19 protein-coding genes are annotated in these 20,490 nt (G+C 64.7%); 13 read left to right on the top strand and 6 right to left on the bottom strand.

Going from position 1 to position 20,490, the window contains the following annotated elements; all coding sequences use genetic code 11:
• Position 1 precedes the first annotated feature (1 nt).
• On the top strand, positions 2-427 hold the full coding sequence (gene exbD, locus S58_RS27640; protein WP_015668706.1) for a TonB system transport protein ExbD: 426 nt from the start codon (positions 2-4) through the stop codon (positions 425-427).
• Complete coding sequence (locus tag S58_RS27635; protein ID WP_015668705.1) at positions 424-1,326, top strand: TonB family protein; 903 nt, start codon at positions 424-426, stop codon at positions 1,324-1,326. Before exbD ends, S58_RS27635 begins: the two co-directional genes overlap by 4 nt.
• A gap of 19 nt (positions 1,327-1,345) precedes the next feature.
• Here S58_RS27635 and S58_RS27630 read toward each other — a convergent pair whose 3' ends face one another.
• Complete coding sequence (locus S58_RS27630; protein WP_015668704.1) at positions 1,346-1,687, bottom strand: hypothetical protein; 342 nt, start codon at positions 1,685-1,687, stop codon at positions 1,346-1,348.
• Between the two features lie 52 nt (positions 1,688-1,739).
• On the bottom strand, positions 1,740-2,582 hold the full coding sequence (locus S58_RS27625) for a hypothetical protein (RefSeq protein ID WP_015668703.1): 843 nt from the start codon (positions 2,580-2,582) through the stop codon (positions 1,740-1,742).
• Between the two features lie 330 nt (positions 2,583-2,912).
• Between S58_RS27625 and S58_RS27620 the strand changes: the two genes are divergently transcribed.
• Both S58_RS27620 and S58_RS27615 read left to right on the top strand, forming a co-directional pair.
• Positions 2,913-3,356, top strand: a complete 444-nt coding sequence (locus S58_RS27620; protein ID WP_042340264.1) for a hypothetical protein — start codon at positions 2,913-2,915, stop codon at positions 3,354-3,356.
• Between the two features lie 221 nt (positions 3,357-3,577).
• A complete protein-coding gene (locus S58_RS27615) occupies positions 3,578-3,934 on the top strand; it encodes an EF-hand domain-containing protein (RefSeq protein WP_083938834.1) in 357 nt (118 codons plus the stop codon).
• Between the two features lie 93 nt (positions 3,935-4,027).
• Here the strand turns inward: S58_RS27615 and S58_RS27610 are convergent, their stop codons facing one another.
• The gene (locus S58_RS27610) at positions 4,028-4,663 is read right to left on the bottom strand and encodes a response regulator transcription factor (RefSeq protein WP_015668700.1); all 636 of its coding nucleotides are present in this window, start codon (positions 4,661-4,663) and stop codon (positions 4,028-4,030) included.
• 311 nt (positions 4,664-4,974) lie between these two features.
• Between S58_RS27610 and S58_RS27605 the strand changes: the two genes are divergently transcribed.
• The 3 genes from S58_RS27605 (at position 4,975) to S58_RS27595 (ending at position 11,747) form a co-directional block, all read left to right on the top strand.
• On the top strand, positions 4,975-7,353 hold the full coding sequence (locus S58_RS27605; RefSeq protein ID WP_015668699.1) for a TonB-dependent receptor: 2,379 nt from the start codon (positions 4,975-4,977) through the stop codon (positions 7,351-7,353).
• A gap of 396 nt (positions 7,354-7,749) precedes the next feature.
• Positions 7,750-10,830 (top strand): autotransporter family protein, encoded by a 3,081-nt coding sequence (locus S58_RS39385; protein ID WP_042340263.1) that lies wholly within the window; start codon positions 7,750-7,752, stop codon positions 10,828-10,830.
• Positions 10,831-11,387: 557 nt separating this feature from the next.
• The gene (locus tag S58_RS27595; RefSeq protein ID WP_015668697.1) at positions 11,388-11,747 is read left to right on the top strand and encodes a hypothetical protein; all 360 of its coding nucleotides are present in this window, start codon (positions 11,388-11,390) and stop codon (positions 11,745-11,747) included.
• A 186-nt stretch (positions 11,748-11,933) separates the two neighbouring features.
• Here the strand turns inward: S58_RS27595 and S58_RS27590 are convergent, their stop codons facing one another.
• Positions 11,934-13,031: an alkene reductase gene (locus S58_RS27590; protein WP_042340262.1), complete on the bottom strand. Its 1,098-nt coding sequence runs from the start codon at positions 13,029-13,031 to the stop codon at positions 11,934-11,936.
• 274 nt (positions 13,032-13,305) lie between these two features.
• On the opposite strand from S58_RS27590, the gene S58_RS27585 reads away from it, so the two are divergent.
• Genes S58_RS27585 through S58_RS27570 form a run of 4 tightly spaced genes read left to right on the top strand, consistent with a single transcriptional unit; the run spans position 13,306 to position 17,787 of the window.
• Complete coding sequence (locus tag S58_RS27585) at positions 13,306-14,328, top strand: substrate-binding domain-containing protein (RefSeq protein ID WP_015668695.1); 1,023 nt, start codon at positions 13,306-13,308, stop codon at positions 14,326-14,328.
• Positions 14,329-14,367: 39 nt separating this feature from the next.
• Positions 14,368-15,852 (top strand): sugar ABC transporter ATP-binding protein, encoded by a 1,485-nt coding sequence (locus S58_RS27580; protein ID WP_015668694.1) that lies wholly within the window; start codon positions 14,368-14,370, stop codon positions 15,850-15,852.
• Between the two features lie 4 nt (positions 15,853-15,856).
• A complete protein-coding gene (locus S58_RS27575) occupies positions 15,857-16,840 on the top strand; it encodes an ABC transporter permease (RefSeq protein ID WP_015668693.1) in 984 nt (327 codons plus the stop codon).
• Complete coding sequence (locus S58_RS27570; RefSeq protein ID WP_015668692.1) at positions 16,837-17,787, top strand: ABC transporter permease; 951 nt, start codon at positions 16,837-16,839, stop codon at positions 17,785-17,787. The genes S58_RS27575 and S58_RS27570 overlap by 4 nt, the downstream gene beginning before the upstream one ends.
• A gap of 41 nt (positions 17,788-17,828) precedes the next feature.
• Here S58_RS27570 and S58_RS27565 read toward each other — a convergent pair whose 3' ends face one another.
• Positions 17,829-18,413 (bottom strand): hypothetical protein, encoded by a 585-nt coding sequence (locus S58_RS27565; RefSeq protein WP_015668691.1) that lies wholly within the window; start codon positions 18,411-18,413, stop codon positions 17,829-17,831.
• Between the two features lie 164 nt (positions 18,414-18,577).
• Positions 18,578-19,081: a DUF1993 domain-containing protein gene (locus S58_RS27560; RefSeq protein ID WP_015668689.1), complete on the bottom strand. Its 504-nt coding sequence runs from the start codon at positions 19,079-19,081 to the stop codon at positions 18,578-18,580.
• A gap of 506 nt (positions 19,082-19,587) precedes the next feature.
• On the opposite strand from S58_RS27560, the gene S58_RS27555 reads away from it, so the two are divergent.
• Positions 19,588-19,944, top strand: coding sequence for a hypothetical protein (locus tag S58_RS27555; protein WP_015668688.1), 357 nt, complete (start codon positions 19,588-19,590; stop codon positions 19,942-19,944).
• 139 nt (positions 19,945-20,083) lie between these two features.
• On the top strand, positions 20,084-20,461 hold the full coding sequence (locus S58_RS27550) for a VOC family protein (protein ID WP_015668687.1): 378 nt from the start codon (positions 20,084-20,086) through the stop codon (positions 20,459-20,461).
• Positions 20,462-20,490: the final 29 nt, after the last annotated feature.

Here is a 20,490-nt window from a genome sequence, read left to right as displayed (position 1 = left end):
CATGGCCGTCAAGCTCGCCCGGCGCACCGACGAATTCGAGGAGACGCACGACATCAACGTGACGCCGTTCATCGACGTCATGCTGGTGCTGCTCATCATCTTCATGGTCGCGGCGCCGCTCGCGACCGTCGACATCCCGGTCAACCTGCCAGCGATCTCGGCCGAGCCGCAGCCGCGCGCCGAGACGCCGATCTTCGTCACGTTCAAAGCCGATCGTTCGCTCGCCGTCGGCGACCACAGTGTCGAACAGGCTGACATCGCAGCGTCCCTCGATGCCGCGACCAGGTCCGATCATGGGCAGCGCGTGCTGCTGCGCGCCGATCAGACGCTGCCCTATGGCGAGGTGATGGCGCTGATGAACACGCTGCGCCGTGCCGGCTATGTGAAGGTGGCGCTGGTCGCATTGGAAGACCGGGGCGCGCAGTGAGCGTCCTGACGCTCGATCCGTTCGACCAGGAGGAGCGCCGTGAGCGGACGCTGTGGACCGTCGCCGCGCTGCTGGTGGCCGGACTGCATGTCGGGCTCGCAGTTGGCTATCTATTGCTGCGTCCCGCACCGGAGGGACGCGCCGAGGCGCCTGCGTTCGACGTCGTGTTCACGCCAGCGGTGGTGAGCGAGCCGGCGCCCGCGATCCAGGATGCGCCGCCGGCCGAGCCGACCCCGCCGGTCGAGCCGCCGAAGGAAGAGCCGGTCAAGGACGAGCCCGCTGTGCGTGAAGCCGTCGCCGAACCCGTGCCGGAAGTCATGCTGTCGCCCGAGCCCGCTCCGCAGGTCACGCTCGCGCCCGAGCCGCCGCGCGCTGACGACGTCGTGCTGCCGCCACCGACTCCGCCGAAGCCGATCGAAGCCAAGCCGCCGGAGGCGAAGCCGGCTCCTGTGCCCGAGCGCGTCGAGCACAAGCCGGCGGAAAAGAAAGAGGCGAAGGAGAGGGCCGAGAAGAAGCCCGCGCCAGCGAAGCCGGCTGCGGCGCCCGCGAGCCGGCCCTCACGTGTCGCGTCGGCACCCAATCCGGGCGAGGACAGCGTCGGAGCGCGCGAGGGGCAGGCCGCGTGGAACCATCAGGTCGAAGCACAGATCGGTCGTGCCGCCGCGGGCGCGTATCCGTCGGACGGCAACGGCGTCACCGGCACGGTTGCGATCAGCGTCGTCATCGACCGCAATGGCCGCTTGTTGTCGCGGCGGCTGGCCGGCAGCTCGGGCTCGCCGGCGCTTGATCGCGCGGCGCTGTCCATCATCGAACGGGCTCAGCCGTTCCCGCGCTTTCCGCCGGTGATGACCATGGCGCAGGTGTCGCGAACCGTGCCATTGCGCCTCCGGCCGCGCTGAGCGGCCGCAAGCGCGAAGATCATTTCGAGCATTCGGTGAGATCGGTGTCACGCACGACGAACTGCGCGCCTTCCTTGAGCTCGATGTTCTTGGCGAGGCAGGTGCGGCCGCCTTGTTCGGACAGCTTGATGTCGTAGCGGCCTGATTTCACGCCAACCAGGGTCATCCGCTCGTTGTGGTCGACCATGCCTTCGTCGTCGTTCTTGCACTGATCGACGCCCCAGTTCTTGGTGCCGGCGGCCGCCAGATACATCTTCACGATGGTCTGGCCGGTGCGGTTGAGAAAGCGCGGTCCGTCTTCTGCCGAGGCAGCGGAGCCGGCCAGCAGGAGAACGGCACAGGCGGTGACGAGGCGACGCATGACGGGTCCTTTTCCTTGGATTGAGCTGAGGTGAGCGTGGCGACCGCGTGGATCAGAAATCCTTGCCGATGCTTGTCTTCAGCGCGAGGCCGCGCGAGGCGTTGGTGAGGCCATAGCCGACGCCGAAGCTGAACTCGAAGCCTTTGAATTTCGTGTCGGCGACCGCGTAGAGCGTCTGCATCTGCTGATTCCAGGGCAGGATGTAGCCGAACGGTCCGAGGTTGGAGAAATGCTCGATGCCGACGGTCCAGCGGTCGCTGAGGCGTTTGACGAAGCGGACCGAGGGCTCGAAGGCCGAGCCCGCGCCATCGATGCCGAAGGTCATGTTGGCGTTGAAGATCAACTGATAATCGTTGGGCAGATTGACGCCGATGATCGGCGTGAACATCTGCGCCACCCGCGGCGTGGCCTCCTGCACGAAGCGCGGTGCGCCCGGCTGGCCGGCGCCGGCCTTGTTGGCAACCCACAGATCCGGCGTCAGGCCGCCCTGCGGCGCCAGGATGGTGCGCGAGACCAGGCCGACGAACACCGTGCGTTCGAGCCGGTCGCCCTGGATGAAGGTCTGGCGAATGGTGACGCCGCCGGACTGGAATGAGTAGCCGGGCACGCCATTGTCCATCACATTGCCCAGCGCCATCGGCACGTTGGTGCGTGCGAAAGCGTAGGGCGAGGTCAGCGCGATCTCGTACCACTCGGTCGGCGAGTAGCCGATCTCGGTCTCGCCGGTAACCGCACGCTGCGGCACGCGGCGTCCGCCGTTCTGCTGCGGATTGAAGGTTGTCAGATAGCCGAAGCGCTGCTCGACCTGGAAATGTCCGGGCGATGCCGGATCGTTACCCTGGATCTCCTCGGCGGCTGCACCGAACGGTGCGAGCAGGAAGGCGCCGGCAGCCATGCACCATCGCGAGCGTGTTTGTTGTCGTCGACCGATGCTTGTCCGCTGCATGTCCCCACGCTCCCTCATCAAACGAGCTAACGAGCGCGCGCGGCAAAAACATGCGGCGGTGTCGGCTGAAACGTGACGCGATCGGGAAACGATCAGTTGCCCATTGCCTCAATTGATGAGCCGCCGTTTCGTCTTCGTCGAGAACAGGGAGGTTTTGGCAAGCCAATAGGGATATTTTGACCGGAGCATTGTGGCAGACGAATCGCGAATCGATCTCATCTCGCGATGAAAGTGGCGCGCGGCAAACACATTGATGTCACACACCGATGGAAGACAGGCATGTGCAACCTGCCCTGTGGCAGCTGGATCAGCCAGAGATCGGACGCGCCCGTGACTCGAGCCAACGACCATCGTCACCGCACCGCCGCCCGGTTCGCTGCGCTGGCTGTGATGTTCAGCGTGGCGTTGTGCGCGTTGATGGCGCTGGCCACACCCAGTTTCGCGCGCGACAGGCTGCAGCGAGAAGAGCTGGAAGCGTGGTGGAACGAGACGCAAGCTGGGAAGAGCGCGACCAGGAAGACATGCGCCGTGGCCGCTGAGACGGGCTGCAGCCGCGACAAGGTCGCGCGCTCTCGCGGCGCGGCCTACCCGATCGTCAAGCGCGCACGAAACGTCACGGCGAACGCCCGAGCCGAGGCACGGCAAAGCGCCGACTCCGATGCGGCGAGGACACCCCGCCACGACCGTCCCGGGAGATATTTCCTGCATGGTCCCAGGTTTTAGTCCCGGCGATCCCCTCGGGAATTTCCCGATCGTTCCCTTCTTGCACTTGCGAAAAGGCAGGACCTCCCTTAGTTCCAAATGGCGCGTAGCGCGTTGCCAGGGGAAACCGGCGACGCTCGCATACGTTGGTACGCAGCCTTCATCGCCGGCCCGTCGGACGGCGGAGACAAAGGATCATTTCGATGAATTGGAAACTGATGACGACGGCGGCCGCCCTGGGCATGGCCGCGATCGTCGGCACCTCGACGATGGCGGCGAGCGCGCCGGCGGCTTCGAAGCTGCTGACCTCGATCGACCCTGACAAGGATGGCACCGCCGATATGAACGAGGTCCGGGCTGCAGCCGGCGCGCTGTTCGACAAGCTCGATCGCGACCATGACGGCACGCTCGACGCCAAGGAGTTGCGCGGCCGCGTCTCGGCGAAGGACCTCAAGGCGGCTGATCCCGACAATGACGGCACGCTGACCAAGGACGAGTACCTTGCGCTCGTCGCCGGCCGCTTCAAAGCAGCCGATCCGGACAATGACGGCACGCTCGATGCGAAAGAGCTGAAGTCGGTGGCCAAGCTGCTGAAGTAGGACGCGGTCCGGGACGGACCGGCAATTCGAATGATCTGGGCCTGCGACGGGAAAGTGTCGCGGGCCTTTTTCTTGAGTGGAACCCACCAGCGCTCACAGACCCGGGCGCGCCATCTCCACCGCCAGGCGGACGAGGTCGGGCAGGCTGCGCGCGCCGAGCTTCTGCCGCAGCCGGTAGGTCAGGTTGATGACCGTCTTGTAGCTGATCCCGAGCTGGTCGGCGATCGCCTGGTAGGATTTCGCTTCGGCCAGCAAGGCCAGGGCCTGACGCTCGCGGGGCGTCAGGGACGTCGGCAGGTTTCCGTCGGACTCGTTGCGCAACAGCGCGATCCGGGTGGCGAGCTCCGGGGCGAGATAGGTACCGCCCGTCCGAACCTGCTCCAGCGCCTTTGGCAATTCGTGCGGCGGGGCATCCTTGAGCAGGTAGCCGCTCGCGCCGGCATCGATGGCGGAGCGAACGATGCGCGGATCAGTCAGCATGCTGAAGACCAGGATTCTGGCGCGCGGGTCATGCGACCGCATGCGCTCGATCAGCCTGATCCCGCCGAACTCATCGCCCTGCAGGCGCAGATCGATGACGGCGGCATCGGGCCTATCGCGGACAAAGGCGTCGTAACCGCTCTCTGCGTCATGCGCCTCGATCAGCGTGGCAATGCCGGCTTCGTTCAGCAACCAGCGGCAGGCCGTGATCACGACCGGGTGGTCGTCGACGAGCAGAACGCGGTACATCCTAATCAGATCTCGTTTCTTTGCGCTCCGCGGCGCTTATCATCGCTTATCGCGCGAGTTCCCTTTGCAAACCAGGACCGAGTGCAACAATGCGACCGAGCCGGGGAAAGAGGCCGACGAATTGATTGCCTCTTTCCGGATTCGGGAAGATTGTCCCTAGGGGGCGAAGAATATTACCCGTTGCGGCGAACTTTGCTGCTGTTTACGAATGTTAACGTTCGTAAAATGGGTAAATCGGCTGGATTCGGCGCGGGTGGGGCTCAGGGGCGTGAGCTGTTGCTGGATCGGTCGACAAGAAACTGGGGGACGTCTTGACCAGACTGTCGGCGCTGAAGAGCGCACTTCTCGCGACGTGTGCGTTGCTGCCTACGGCTGCCTTCGCGCAGCAGACATTGCAGACCATCGAGGTGGTCGGCGTCTCGCCGGTGCAAGGCAGCGAGATCGCGAAGGACAAGATTCCGTCCAACGTCGAGACCATCGGAGCCCGGGAGCTCGACCACAGCCGCGCGCCGTCGCTGCTCGACGGCATTCTGCAGTCGGTGCCCGGCGTCTCCCTCAGCGACCAGACCGGCAACGCGTTCCAGCGCGACCTCAACTATCGCGGCCAGACCGCCTCGCCGGTGCTCGGCACGCCGCAGGGCATCGCCGTCTACCAGAACGGCACCCGCATCAACGAGGCCTTCGGCGACGTCGTGAACTGGGACCTGATCCCGGAGATGGCGATCGCGCGCATGACCCTGATGCCGAACAATCCGCTGTTCGGCCTCAACGCCACCGGCGGCGCGCTCTCGATCGAGATGAAGAACGGCTTTACCTATCAGGGCGCAGAAACGCAGCTGTTCGGGGGCTCGTTCGGCCGGCTCCAGTCGGGCGCGCAATACGGTTGGAACAACGGCACCTATTCGGCCTATATCGCGGCGGAAGGCGCCTATGACCGCGGCTGGCGCGACTACTCGTCGGCCTCGCAGATCCGGCGCATGTATGCCGATTTCGGCGCGCGCGGCGACACCGCCGAATTCCATCTGTCCTTCACCGGCGCTGACAACAAGCTCGGCTCGGTGGCGGCGACGCCCATCGAGATGCTGAACCAGCGCTGGTCCAGCGTCTACACTTGGCCGCAGTCGCTGCGCCTGCAGATGCAGATGGTGCAGGCCAGCCTGAAGTGGGCGCCGACCGACACGCTGTCGGTCCAGGCCAACGGCTACTACCGCAACTACAAGTCGTCGCGCATCGACGGCAACGGCACCGAGGTGCAGGACGATGGCGGCGGCTTCTTCGTCCTCCAGGACGCTGCCGGCACCCCATGGGGCATCAACCGCAATGGCCCGGTCGCCAACACGCTGGCCGGCGACGCTGCGCTCGGCCAGATCGATCGCAACACCGTAAAGACCGACAGCTATGGCGGCTCGCTGCAGGCGACCTCGACGACGCAGTTGTTCGGCCATGACAACCATTTCGTCGTCGGCGCCAGCGTCGACCACGGCAACACCAACTTCCAGGCGACGTCCGAGCTCGGCACCATCGACAACAACCTGTTCGTCACCGGCCTCGGCGTCTATATCGATCAGCCCAACGCCGGCCTCGCCCCGGTCAACCTGAACGCCAAGAACACCTATCTCGGCGTCTACGCGACCAACACCTTCGACATCACCTCGCAGCTGGCCTTGACGGCCGGCGGCCGTTTCAACTGGGCCCAGATCAATCTGCGCGACCAGACCGGCTTCGCCCCACTGCTGAACAGCGACAACAACTTCCAGCGCTTCAATCCGGTGGTCGGTCTGACCTACAAGATCACGCCGAACATGACCGCCTATGCCGGCTACTCCGAAGCCAACCGCGCGCCGACGCCGCTTGAGCTGGGCTGCTCCGATCCGGCCAATCCATGCCTGATCGACAACTTCCTGATCGCGGATCCGCCGCTCAAGCAGGTGGTGTCGCGCACCGTCGAAGGCGGCCTGCGCGGGGAAATCTCGGGTGGCGGCTCGGCCTATGCCGCGGCGCCCCCGCCCTATCGTAAGGCGCCGGTCAAGGCAGCGGCCGTCGATGACGGCTGGCGGCTGCGCTGGGGCCTTAGCTTGTTCCGCACCGAGAATTCCGACGACATCATCCAGGTCGTCGATCCGGCCAACCCCGTGCGCGGCTATTTCAAGAACGCCGGCAACACCCTGCGCCAGGGTGTGGAAGCCAAGCTCGACCTCGCCTGGAACCGGTGGACGGCCTACGCCAACTACACCTTCATCGACGCCACTTTCCGCAGCGCGTTCGACGTCAACGATCCGTTCCTGGGCGTGCCCGTCGGCGTCGTCTCCGGCAACCACATCCCCGGCATTCCGGCGCACCGCCTGAAGCTCGGCGCCGAATATGCCGTGACCGATGACTGGAAGGTCGGCGCCAGCGTCAACTATGTCGGCAGCCAATATCTGTTGCACGACGAGACCAACGTCTATCCGAAGGTCCCGGCCTATTGGGTCGTGAACGTCAACACGTCCTATCAGGTGACCAAGAATGTCGAGGTGTTCGGGCTGGTGCAGAACCTGTTCAACCAGCGCTATTATTCGGCGGGCACCGTGTTCGATCCGGCCGGCTTCAACACCGCCGGCGGCGGAACGGCCTTTGCCTTGAACGATCCACGCAGCATGGTGCCGGGCATGCCGCTCGCGGCCTATGCCGGCATCCGGGCGAAGTTCTGAGCTTCGCGTACCGACGACCATAGGCGCATCCGCGCCGTGCCACGGCAGCCCCCCACCGTGGCAAGAAGGCCGGGAGAGATCCCGGCCTTCTCGTTTGCGTGTAGCTTGTTCGCGCCTCGTTTGTCGTCGCGTGGTGCCCTTGCGGGCGACTGGTAATGCATCCGCTGCTCTCTCTGCTCGCTTCGACCTTGAGGCCGCATTCGCATCTGGCGAGAGCAGATTCGGCGTCATCTACGAGCGGTAGTGATCGCTCGAGTATTTGGGGACTAATTCCGTTGTTAGTTGGAATTTGTCCCTTGGCGTTCGAGAAACTTTCGCCTTGCTTGCTGATACCCATGTTTCGATACAATCAGCCACCAACTAGAAACGTGTGTATTGCGTAAGCCGGGGCGTCAGGTGAAATCAAAAAACAGAAAGCGCAGCGAAGCGGCTGCCGCGAGTGTCGTGCTGTTGTCGACGTGGATGGTCACCGGCGAGGCAAGGGCCGAATGTACGACGCCCGGCCTCACCGTCACCTGCAGTGGGAGCATTACCTCTGCGGTCGCGGTGTACGACGCCGCGGCGGGGACGGCGACGCCTTCGAGCGGCAGCAATTCCTATACGCCGGCAAACCCGGCCTTTCCGGCGACCGGCTACAATCCCAACCCGCCGACGACGATCGTCACGCTGGATTCCACTGCCGTCCGTAATCTCACCACCAACACCCAGGCCGGCCTGGCTGACCGTGGCATGATCGCGGCCAACTTCTCCAATGCCGAAGATCCGGCCGTCAACAACGTCGTCATCAACAATGCCGGCTGGCTCAGCCTCACCACCAGCCAGCTCAGCGCCGGCCGGCTGCACGTCATCGTCGCCGACAGCCAGGTCAACAGGTTCACCGTCAACAACACCGGCACCCTGGCCGTCGCCCAGAATTTCTTCGGCACGTTCGATTCGACCAAGCTGAGCGTCTCGATCGGCGCCACTGCGACGGGGCGCTATAACGGCACCAATCTCGCCATCATCTCGGCGCTGTATTCCGACGATAACACCAACAGCTTCGTGGTGAACAACCGGGCCGGCGGCACGATTTCGGCAACCGGCAACTATGCGGCCGCCTATTACGGGCGCGCCGACACCACGATCACCAACTCCGGAACCATCGCCAACACCAGCTGGACGGCAGCGAGCCGGTTCTCTGACGGTCACTGGGCGGTCGGTGCCTTTGCCGGTGCGGAGTTCGATACGATCCCCGGCAGCAATCCGGATTCGCCGCTCTACAAGTTCGATGCCAGCGGCAACGTCACGGTGACCGAAACCAAGGCGCTGACGCTGACCAACAACGCCGGCGGCGTCATCAAGGGCGACATCCTGGCGCTGGACACCAACCCGCTGACCACGGCCGCCGGTCTGGCCGCCGGATCGTCGTTCCCGCTGACCGGCAGCGGCTCGAACTCGGGCCCGCGCGACAGCATCGTCGCCAACGCCGGCCTGATCCAGGGCAACATCTATCTCGGCTCGGGCCAGCACGACGTCAGCAACAATGGCACGATCGCGGGATCGATCTCGGTCGACCAGAGCGCTTCGCGCGGATCGTTTGCGAAGGCGACGGCCGGCACCGTCGCCGGCACGTATAGCAGCTCGGGCTCAGGCACCGACGCCAACGGCAATGCCTGTCCGACCGCCGGCGCCAACACCACCGACCCGCTCTGCGCTGCCAGCACCAACCAGGCGGCGACGTTCTTTGGCGCCCGCACCTTCAATCTGGTCAACACCGGCACCCTCGGCGGCGACATCACCATCAACGACCAGGACGGCGCTACCAACACCATCCTGCTCAAGGGCGCCGGCTTCAGTGGCAACGTCGTCGCGCAAAACGGCCTCGGCAGCAATTCGCTGACCCTCGATGGCGTGACCAGCCTCGCCAGCATCGTCAATTTCGGCATGCTCGATTTGATGAAGTCGCAGGTCACCGTGAGCGGCGGGGCCGGCGTGCAACTCGTCGATGGCGCTGTGCTGCGGACGACGATCTTTGGACCCGGTGGCACCGCTGCTGCGCCCTCGACCAGGATCGGCAACATCACGGGCACCGTGACTTTCGCGGGCGCCGGAACGGTTGCGCCGACGCTTCAGGGCATCGTGCGCAATGGCGACGTCTACCGGATCGCGACCTCGGTGTCGGCAACGCCGCTCGACGTCGATTTCGCCAGCGCGCTGGTCGGCTTCACGGCCGATACCTCCACGGGGGCTCTGCTGTTGAACGCGTCCGTCCGCTCGCCTGCGACCATCGCCGGGATATCGCCGAGCAGCCTTGCTGCGCTGAACGGCCTGTTCGGCTACAACGGCAGCAGCGCGCAGGTGCAGGCGCTCGGCGGCGCCGTGCAGAGTCTCGGCACCGATCGTGAGGTGCGCAACGCCGGCGATCAGTTGCGTCCGTTCGTGAACGGCGCACAGGTCCAGGTGCCGCTCAGCACCGCATCGCTGTTCCAGAACCAGATCGACAACCGGCTGACGGCCGCAGCCGCGTCCCCCAACTCGCGCGTTGCCTCGGCTTTCGCCGACGACACCGATCCGCTCACATCGATGCTGATGGCCTTCAATTCGACCAAGGCCCGTCCGACGGTGAAGGCACCGCTGGCTCCGGCCATAGCGCCCGAGCCGGAGCGCACTGTCTGGGGCAGCCTGATCGGCACCAATACCTCGCAGCATGACGTGGCGGGTGTCGCGGGTTACAGCGGCAACACCGGCGGCCTGGTGGCCGGCATCGACCAGCGGATCGACAGTGCGTTCCGCGTCGGCGCGGCGTTCGGCTACGCTACCAGCGCGATGGACGATCGGACCGCAGCCGGCGATGCGGTCGGCATGCAGCACTATCAAGGCACGGTGTACGGCGCCTATGCCCAGCCGTCCTGGTACGTCAACGGTTCCGCCGGGATCGCGCTGGTCGACTACACCACCACGCGCCGCATCAACTTCGCGGGCTTCACCGACACGGTCTCGGGCAGCCACAAGGGATGGCTGACCCTTGCGCGGGGCGAGTTCGGCATGCCGGTGAAGGTCGACCGGGCCGTGCTGACGCCGTTTGCCGGCGTGACCTACGGCCGCCTCGACCAGCAGGCCTATACCGAGGCGAGCGCCGCCGGCGCCGCGCTCACGATCGCCAAGCAGACCACCAACTCGGTGCGCTCGAACCTCGGTCTCCGTTCGACCGTCCCGCTGCTGGTTACGTCGACCTACGGCTTCGGGCTGGAGACGCTGGCGGCGTGGCGGCACGAGTTCGGCAACACCGCGCAGAACGTGACGGCGGCCTTCGCCGGCGGCGGTGCAACCTTCTTTGCCGCCGGCCCGTCGCCCGAGCGCAACCTGGCCGAGCTCGGCGCCGCGCTCAAGCTGGTGGCGTTCGGCGAGCGTCAGTCGGTCTCACTGGGCTACAACGCCGTGATGGGCAGTCAGTATCTCGAGCAGTCGGCCGTGCTGAAGGTGCGCGCGGAGTTTTGAGGCGCCAGCGGTCGGTTGGATGGGCGAAGCACGACGCAAAAAGGGCCGGGAGCAATCCCGGCCTTTTCGTTGCTGGATTGTCAGAACGATCGAGGCGATGCGTCTCCGCCACCGTAGGGTGGGCGGCGCGGGCGAGCGACACTGCATGTCACGTGCTCAGCTCCATCGCGCGCCGTGCCCACCATTCCCACCGCCTGCGCGGATGCACGGTGGGCACGCGACTGCCCTGCGGGCGGCTGTTTTGCCTACCTACGCAGCCGGTCTGGATCGTCGAAGAGGCTCATCACAAGCGGTCTCGGGCAATTGTCCCGCGGACTTCGTCAACGAGATCGCGGCTTGCTCTTGGAATTTGCGACGCATTACGATTAGTTGTCGTCGATTGTCGTCAACTACGAACTTCCGCCACAGAACGCGACCAGCTATTGCGCATCATATCGCGCAACGAGGTGGTGCACATGAGCCGCGGATCTCTAAGGTTTGTATCGATCATCTCGTCAGTCGTGGGGGCCGCTCGCCAGCTCTGCTTTCTTCATCGGGCGCGAGCGATAATCTCCGTCGTGACTCTCGCCGGCGGCCTGGGCGCGCATTCCCTGCTGCTCGGCGATGCGACCGCGCGTGATCTCGATGGACGCTACGCCAACTCGCCGCTCAAGGGCTGGTTCGAGAATTTGCGGTCACGCAAGGGGCCATGTTGCTCGGACGCGGATGGTACCGCGCTCTCGGACATCGATTGGGACATGAAGGACGGCCGCTACCGCGTGCGCATCGAAGGCCAGTGGTGGACCGTTCCGGAAGAGGCTGTGGTCACCGAGCCCAATCGCGCCGGCAGGACGATGGTGTGGCCGGTCTACTATCGCGAGCTCAATACCGGCCTTCGCATCGATGTGCGTTGCTTCCTGCCGGGCAGCATGACGTAGATGGGAGGACGATAGGGATGTCCGGGGGGCGCGAGGGCAGGGTGGGCAAAGGCGAGCGGGCGAGATGCTACGTCGTCTGCGGTCTCTCGCGCGCCGTGCCCACCATTCCCTCTGCTTGCGCGGATGCACGGTGGGCACGCGACCGCCCTTGCGGGCGGCTGCTTTGCCCACCCTACGTGATGGCGACTACTCCGCCGCCTGCGCGGCCTTCAGCGTCGGATAGTCCGTGTAGCCCTTCTCGCCGCCGCCATAGAGCGTGGCGCGGTCGAGCTCGTTGAGCGGGGCGCCGGTCTTGAGCCGCTCGACCAGATCGGGGTTGGCGATGAAGAGCTTGCCGAAGGCGATCAGGTCGGCGGCGTCGGCGTCGAGCACCTTGTTGGCGAGTGCGAGATCGTAGCCGTTGTTGGCGATGTAGGCGCCCTTGAAGCGCTTGCGCAGGGACGCGTAGTCGAACGGTGCGTTGTCGCGCGGTCCGCCGGTCGCGCCCTCGATGACGTGGATGAAGACGAGATTGAGGGCAGCGAGCCGATCGACGATGTAGTCGAACAAGGCCTGGGGATTGGAATCGCTGATGTCGTTGGCCGGCGTCACCGGCGACAGGCGGATGCCGGTCTTGTCGGCGCCGATCGCGCCGGAGACCGCCTTTGCCACTTCGAGCATCAGCCGGGCCCGGTTCTCGATCGACCCGCCATAGGCATCGGTGCGCTTGTTGGCGCCGTCCTTGGCGAACTGGTCGAGCAGGTAGCCATTGGCGCCATGAATCTCTACGCCGTCGAAGCCGGCCTCGATCGCATTGAGCGCGGCCTGCCTGAAGGCCTCGACGATGCCCGGGATCTCGCTCGGCTCCAGCGCGCGGGGCGTGGACACGTCGGTGAAGGTGCCGCCGACGAAGGTCTTGGTCTTGGCGGCAATGGCCGAGGGCGCGACCGGCGCGCCGCCGTTCGGCTGCAGCGAGACGTGCGAGATGCGGCCGACATGCCAGAGCTGGATGAAGATGCGGCCGCCCTTGGCGTGCACGGCGTCGGTGACCTCGCGCCAGCCGGCGATCTGTTCCTTGGAATAGATGCCGGGCGTGTCCTGGTAGCCCTGGCCCTGTTGCGAGACCTGGCTCGCCTCGGTGATCAGGAGCCCCGCGCTGGCGCGCTGACCATAGTACTCGGTGGCCAGCGGGCTCGGCACCAGGCCCTCCACCGCGCGATTGCGTGTCAGCGGCGCCATCACGACGCGGTTCGCAAGGGTGATCGGGCCGAGCTTATAGGGCTCGAACAGCTTGGAGGTGCTCATCGGCGTTCCCATTGAGAGGACAGGTCTGGGTCAATTGTGCATTGCCGCGAACGGCGCAATGGACCGAGCCATTCGAAAAATGCGGGTGGGGGTCGGCGAAACAGCGCGGGACTGATCCGCTGGCCTCTCGATCTTGAGAGAGAGAAGGCAAACAGAATTGTACGCGGCGGGCGTGCCAGCTTGTCGAACGAAAGGCGCAGCGATATCGTGACACCAGCGCCATCGAGACGCTGAAAAGACTGCGGTCCGCATGGCCGCGGGGGGAGGTCTGTCCATGAAGTCCGGCATCGGGATCGCGGCCGTTTGCGCCGCCGTCAGCATCATCGTCGGCGGGTCGGCGCATGCCGACACCAGCGGCAAGAAGATCGCGTTTTCAAACAACTATGCGGGCAATTCCTGGCGTCAGGCGATGCTCAAGAGCTATGAGATCGTCACCAAGAAGGCCGTGACCGACAAGGTCGTCGCTGCCGCAGATATCTTCACGACCGCCGACAAGGAGGTGCCGACCCAGGCCGCGCAGATCCAGAATCTGATCCTGCAGGGCTACGACGCCATCGTCATCAACGCCTCTTCTCCCGATGCCTTGAACGGCGCGGTCAAGCAGGCCTGCAGTGCCGGCATCATCGTGGTGTCGTTCGACGGCGTCGTCACCGAGCCCTGCGCCTACCGTGTCGTCGTCGACTTCAAGGCGATGGGGATGCAGGAGGTCGAGCAGATGGCGAAATTCCAGCCCAAGGGCGGCAACCTGCTCGAAATCCGCGGGCTTGCCGGCACGTCGATCGACGATGCCATCCACGCCGGAATCCTCGAAGGCGTGAAGGCGCACCCGCAGTTCAAGATCGTCGGCTCGGTCACCGGCGACTGGGATCAGACGACGGCGCAGAAGGCGGTCGCGACCGTGCTGCCGTCGCTGCCCGAGATCGTGGGCGTGGTCGACCAGGGCGGTGACGGCTATGGCGCAGCCCAGGCCTTTGCCGCCGCCGGCAAGCCGCGCCCCACCATCATCATGGGCAACCGTCAGGACGAGTTGCAGTGGTGGAAGGAGCAGAAGGCAAAGGACGGCTACACCACGTGGTCGGCCTCGATCGCACCCGGCGTATCGACCCTGGCGTTCTGGGTCGCCCAGCAGGTGCTCGACGGCAACAAGAACATTCCCCACGATCTGCTGGTGCCCTACCTCGCGTTCACCCAGGACAATTTCGAGGCTGAGCTGCCCAACATTCCGAAGGGCAGCGTCGCCAGCCACGAATACACGCAGGCGGAAGCGATCGCGGCGATCAAGGCCAACATGAAGTGATGGCCAAACGGACGCGCGGTTCGCAGATGCAGGGGCCGAATGACCGTCACGTGCCCTGAGCTGGTCAGACTGGACGGCATCGAAAAGCATTTCGGCGCCGTCCGCGCTCTTGGCGGCGTCGACCTCGCGCTTGCTTCAGGCGAATGCCTTGGGCTCGTCGGACACAATGGTGCAGGCAAGTCGACGCTGATGCACATCCTTGCCGGCACTGCGGCTGCCGATCGCGGACATCTCGCGATCGGCGGCGTGAAGCCGGTCGGCTATTCACCGGATCTCGCCAAGGAGCTGGGCGTACGCTGCGTGTTCCAGGAACTGTCGTTGTGCCCGAATCTGACGGTCGCCGAGAATGCCCGCGTTTTCCATCCTTCGCTGACAGGCTTCGCCTGGCGACGGAAGGCAGGACGGCTGATCCTCGACAAGCTCGACGCCATCTTCCCCGGCCACGGCATTGCTGCGTCCGATCTTGTCGAGGACCTTCCGATCGGGCGACGTCAGATGGTGGAGGTCGCGCGCGCCTTCACGGTGACGGACCAGCCGGTGCGGTTGGTCATCCTCGATGAGCCGACCTCGTCGCTCGATGCCCACACCTCCGGACAGCTGCTTGGCTTCATGCGCCGAGTGATCGCCGAAGGCGTCAGCTGCATCTTCATTTCACATGTGCTGGGTGAGGTGCTTGCGAATTGCGATCGTATCGTAGTGATGCGGGATGGCCGGACCGTTGCCGATGCGCCTGCAACGGCGTTCGATCGCGACAGCCTGGTCGGCGCGATGGGCGATGTGGAGGCTCACATGCGCGACGCCGCCGCCAGCCATGGGCAGGCGCGCGGGCGATCGCCCTTGCGGGTGCGTGCGCGCCTGAAGCGCCAGAACAGGGCTCAAGATCCGGTGGTCCAAGAGCTGGTGGCCCATGAGGGCGAGGTCATCGGTCTCGCCGGTCTCGCAGGGCATGGCCAGACTGAGCTGCTGCTTACCGTGTTCGCAGCCGCGACAGGCACGGTGAGCGGCGTAGAGGTCATGGCGAGCGTGGCGCTTGTGGCCGGCGATCGTCAGTCGGATGGCGTGTTTCCGCTGTGGTCGATTGCCGAAAACATCGGCGTCCGCTCGTTGTCCCGACTGCGCCGGGGCCTGCTGATCTCTCCTGCGCGGGAGCATGCGCTGGCGATGGAGTGGCGCGACAGGATCGGGATTCGCACGCCCGATGTCCACAACAACATTCTCTCCTTGTCGGGCGGCAATCAGCAAAAGGTGCTGTTCGCCCGTGCGCTCGGCTCGGACGCGCGCATCGTGCTGATGGACGATCCGATGCGCGGGGTCGACGTCGGCACCAAGCTTGAGGTCTACGCGCTCATTCGCGCGGAGGCGGACAATGGCCGCACGTTCCTGTGGTACACCACGGAGACCGACGAGTTGAAGCAATGCGACCATGTCTATGTCTTTCGCAACGATGCGATCGTGGCCGATCTGACCCGCGACGAGCTGACCGAGCAGAAGGTCATCCAGTCCTCGTTCGCAGAAGCAGGCTGATGGCATGGCGTCGTTGAACGCGGTCGCGAAACAGGCCTTGCCCATGCTCGGCGCGCGCAACCTGCCGCGGTTGCTGCGGGCGCTGCTGCCGGCGCTGTCGCTGGCGCTGGTGCTGATCGGCATCGCCTGGCTCAACCCGCGCGCCATCAGCTATTTCGGCTTCACCTTGATGCTCAATCTCGCGGTGCCGATTGCGCTGGCAACCGTGGCGCAGATGTTCGTGATCGCGGGCAACGACCTCGATTTGTCGATCGGGGCATTCGTCGGCTTCGTCGGCTGCGTCACCGCGACCTGGCTGCGCGAAACCCCGCTGCTGGGGATCGTCACGCTGCTCGGCTGCATCGCTGCCTATGCGGGCCTCGGCGCACTGATCCATCTGCGCAACCTGCCTTCGATCGTCGTCACCCTGGGCATGAGCTTCGTCTGGCAGGGCCTTGCCATCCTGATGCTGCCGAAGCCCGGCGGCAAGGCGCCGGACTGGCTGCTGACGATCATGGCGGTCAAGCCGCCATTCGTGCCGTTCCCGGTCCTGGCTGCGGCTTTGATCGCCGTGGTCGCCCATGTCGGACTTATGCGCACGTCCTATGGCGCCGTTCTGCGCGGCTGCGGCGGAAATTCACTCGCGATCAGCCGGGCCGGCTGGTCGCTGCTCAAGGCGAAGATGACGCTGTTTGCCTGCACCGGCCTGTTCGGCGTGCTGTCGGGCCTGGCGCTGATCGGCACCACGACCTCGGGCGACGCCAACATCGGCAACGGCTACACGCTGTTGTCCATCGCCGGGGTCATCCTCGGCGGCGGAGAGTTTGTCGGCGGCCGGGTCTCACCGATCGGCGCGGTCATCGGCGCCTTGACCCTGGCCTTGGCGGCGTCGCCGCTCCTCACCTTCATGCGCATTCCGCCGGACTGGCAGGTCGCAGCCAATGGCGCGATCCTGATCGTGGTGCTCGCCGCCCGTGTGCTGATCAGCAGGAAGGACGCGGCACGATGAAGGTCGCCCTCGGAAGCACGTTCGCCAAGCCATGGATCTGGTCCTTCATCGGCGCGCTCGCCGTATGGCTGGCGGCGATCGTCTTCACCGGCGGCTACGGCGCCGGCGGCATGCTGAGCGCGGCGCTCTCGCTCGCCGTGTTCACGGTCGTGGTCGGGGTCGGCCAGATGTTCGTGATCACGCTCGGCCCGGGCAATGTCGACCTGTCGCTGCCGGCCAATATCGGTCTTGCGAGCGCGGTGGCAATGACCGTGATGGCCGGCGACGACCAGCGCATTGCGCTCGGACTGCTCGCCGCTCTCGCGTGCGGTGCTGCGGTCGGGACAGCGAACTATCTGCTGATCTGGGCCCTGCGGATTCCCCCGATCATCGCGACGCTGTCGGCGAGCTTCGTGATCCAGTCGATCGACATCAGCTATGGTCGCGGGCTCCAGATCAAGCCGCCGCCGGGCTTTGCCGAATTCACCAACATCCAGCTGTTCGGCATCCCGTTGCTGGCGATGCTGACCGTGCTGTTCATGATCGGTGCGAATGTCGTGCTGCAACGGACTGTGTTCGGACGGTCCGTGCTGGCGATCGGACAGAACATGCGGGCCGCACGACTGGCCGGCATCCCCGTCAACCGGGTGCGCTTTGCCACCTACGTGCTGTCGGGCACGCTCGGCGGCATCGACGGCGCGCTGCTCGCCGGCTACTTCCGCGGCGCCAATGTCGACATCGGCAACGAATATCTGCTGGCCTCGATCGCGGTGGTCGTGATCGGCGGCACGTCGGTCGCCGGTGGCAAGGCCAATATTCCCGGCCTGTTCGGCGCGGCACTGTTCCTGGTGCTACTGCTGACCATGCTCAATACGTTCGGCGTCAGCGCCGGTGTACGCTTGGTGCTGACCGGCCTCGTCATCGTGGCGGTCATCACTGCGGCGAGCGGCGCTGAAACGGCACGCTGAGTGTCGCTCCGGGCCTGATCCGGAGCGCGTACCGCAGCTTGTTAGTCAGGCCACCGGACGGGGCGTCCAGATGCAATGTCGGCGACAGCTTTCGAGAACCGGCCGTACGTCCCGATCTGGCTACTGGCGAACTCCGTCGCGATGCCCACGATCTCAAGAGGCGAGCGCATCGAGGCAAGGCGCGCGGCGAAATCGAGATTGTCCCTCGCGATCTCCGTGAGCAGCGCCTGACAAGCCTCCAACCCCGCGATTGCCGGCCGAGGTCCGTCGCTCTCCAGCAAGCGATCGTTCGTCCTTGCCTCGCCCATTGTGTGGGCCGATTCCTTGACGTCCGCCGGAGCTTCGATGGGCGGCGTGACGCCGGACGACGGGTGAGCGGGTTGAAGCAGGAGCGCCGGCCTGACATCCAGTTCCGAAGGTGGGATCGGCGGCAGTTTCGCTTCGGTCTCCTGCCCGAGCAGTTCCGACAGCCTCGTTTCCGTCTCTAACCGGGCATGCAGCTGCTCGCCCTCCCGGCCCGCCAAGTCGGCGGCCAGAACTGTGCGCTCGGCGGTCTCGGTGGACCGGGCGAGGTCGGGCATCGCGGTAGGAATGATGCGGGCCTTTTTCGATTTGCGCTTATTCATTCGGAGGGCTTTCCTCAGGGCGCTTGGGATCGAGGCGCCCGATCCCAAGCTCCTCGTCAGGCATTTCGTTCCCTCCTGCCGGACCGGGCAGGAGGAGATGCGCTGAACGGATCATGTGGCGGGGAGTCGTCCATCCGAGAACGTGGCCTCGGCCGCCGCGGAGCTCAGGCGACCCCGAGAAAATCCCGCTTTCCGATCTCCACGCCATGATGTCGCAGAATGCCGTGCGCGATCGCGGCGTGGAAATAGAAATTCGGAAACGAGACCCGGTTGACGAACTCCTGACCCTTCAGAGTCATGGTGGCGCCCGCCGCGGCGGGGAACGTGACGTCGCGGCTATCGGCGCCCTCGAACTGCGCCGGCGTGAAGGTCTTCAGGTAATCGACGGTCTTGGCGAGGCGCTGGCGCAGCTCGGCAAAGCTCGTCTCGGTGTCGGGTGTGCTCGGGACCTCGCTGTGCGACAGCCGCGCACAGCCTTTGGCGGCGAAGTCGCAGGCGAGCTGGATCTGCTTGGAGAGCGGCAGCATGTCCGGATACAGGCGTGCCCCGAGCAGCACCTCCGGAGCGATCTTCTTGGCCTCGCAATAGGCTTCCGCCTTGCTGAGCAGGCCGGACAGACTGCCGAGGATCTGAAGGTAGGCCGGCACGGTCGAATCGTAAAAGGACATGTGATGCTCTCGCTGAGGGAGGAGACGGCGCAAACGATGCGTGTTCCCGAGATGGGGCGGCGTTCAAGAGAATGCAACTGCATCTTTCTGCCGTTTTGCAGCCGTCGTGCGATTTACGTTGGCGGCGTCGTTGATATCGATGGCCACGCGATCTGCTGCGTGGGCCGGCAGCCGGGTTGCTCCCGCCCTAGGCGCGGCGGATCGCCCCGTGCGGCCGACTGCCCTTCGACATTTTCAATCCATGCCGATGCTTTTTGAAATCGTGGCAAGCAAGCGGTCACGACCGGCATCGTCCGTTTGGCGCTCCCGATCCGTTGTTGCTCCACTAGGCCAAAATGGAAGTCGGCCGTCGGCAAGGCCAACCGCCGAGCTTGACCTTTCGGAATTCGCATCGCTTCATCTGGAATTGAGTACTTCCGTATTACGAGGCGATCGGATCGTTGCATATGATCCAACTGCAACGGTGGGAGCATAGCTATCTGAAATGTCGTTGAGGACCGCTCGATATGATTCAAAATGTCTCCCTGGCTAAAGGTACGATCCCGTTCGTGTTGGTGTTCAGCCTGCTCGGCGTGTTCCTCCTTGTCATCGCTGGCTCCAATTTTTACCATTGGTACTCGACCGGTAACCTCTATTTTCCAGCCAAGTACAGCGATGGCGTTTACACGTCGTACGACCAAGCGCCGGGACTGTTTGTGGCCGCAGTTTTGAAGAACTTGCTCGTTCTAGCGGCGGGCTTGGTGTCGATCATCGCAGCATGGGCCGCTCCATCGTATTTTAGAAAGAAGGAGCAGGCGCGTCTCGCGGAGAAAAAAGCGCAGCCATCAGGTTCCCCGTGGGCAGGTCCCAATACGCGCTGCTAAGATCGACATCCACATGGTGCTGCGGATCTCCAATTGTCCGCTTTGGTCCGGAGCGATCATCTGGCTGTGCTAATTTCAAGGTCAAACATCTTGGCTCGAGAAGACGGATGAGATGCTTGCCTGATGTCGGGGTGCGCGAATGGTTCCTTCCGGATCTTTGATAGCCATCCTGCCGTGTAGTGACCTCGATGCGTCGGAGCGGTTCTACAATCTACTAGGCTTCAGGCGCCCCGATAGCGAAAAGCCTGCTCCAGGTGAACCCGACACCTATCGCATGCTGTCGAACCCAGAACGTGGATGTTTGCACCTGACGGACGCGGTCGAAGGCTGGCTGACGCCGGGCCGAAATCCGTTTGGACTTTATCTTTATCTCGAGAACGTCGACGCTGCGGCGCGCGAATTTCAGCAATCGCCAGAAGACAAGCCGTGGGGGATGTACGAATTTGCGTTATCTGATCCGGATGAAACGCTGGTCCGTGTCGGCTGGCCGACCCGTCTGCGCACCGGAGCGCAATAAGCCGTCCGCAAGGACCTTCTGCGGCACGA

The organism is Bradyrhizobium oligotrophicum S58 (assembly GCF_000344805.1).
In the GTDB taxonomy this organism is placed as follows: Bacteria; Pseudomonadota; Alphaproteobacteria; order Rhizobiales; family Xanthobacteraceae; genus Bradyrhizobium; species Bradyrhizobium oligotrophicum.
Note: the sequence above shows the minus strand (reverse complement) of the source record. Positions and strands in the feature narration are given on the sequence as shown.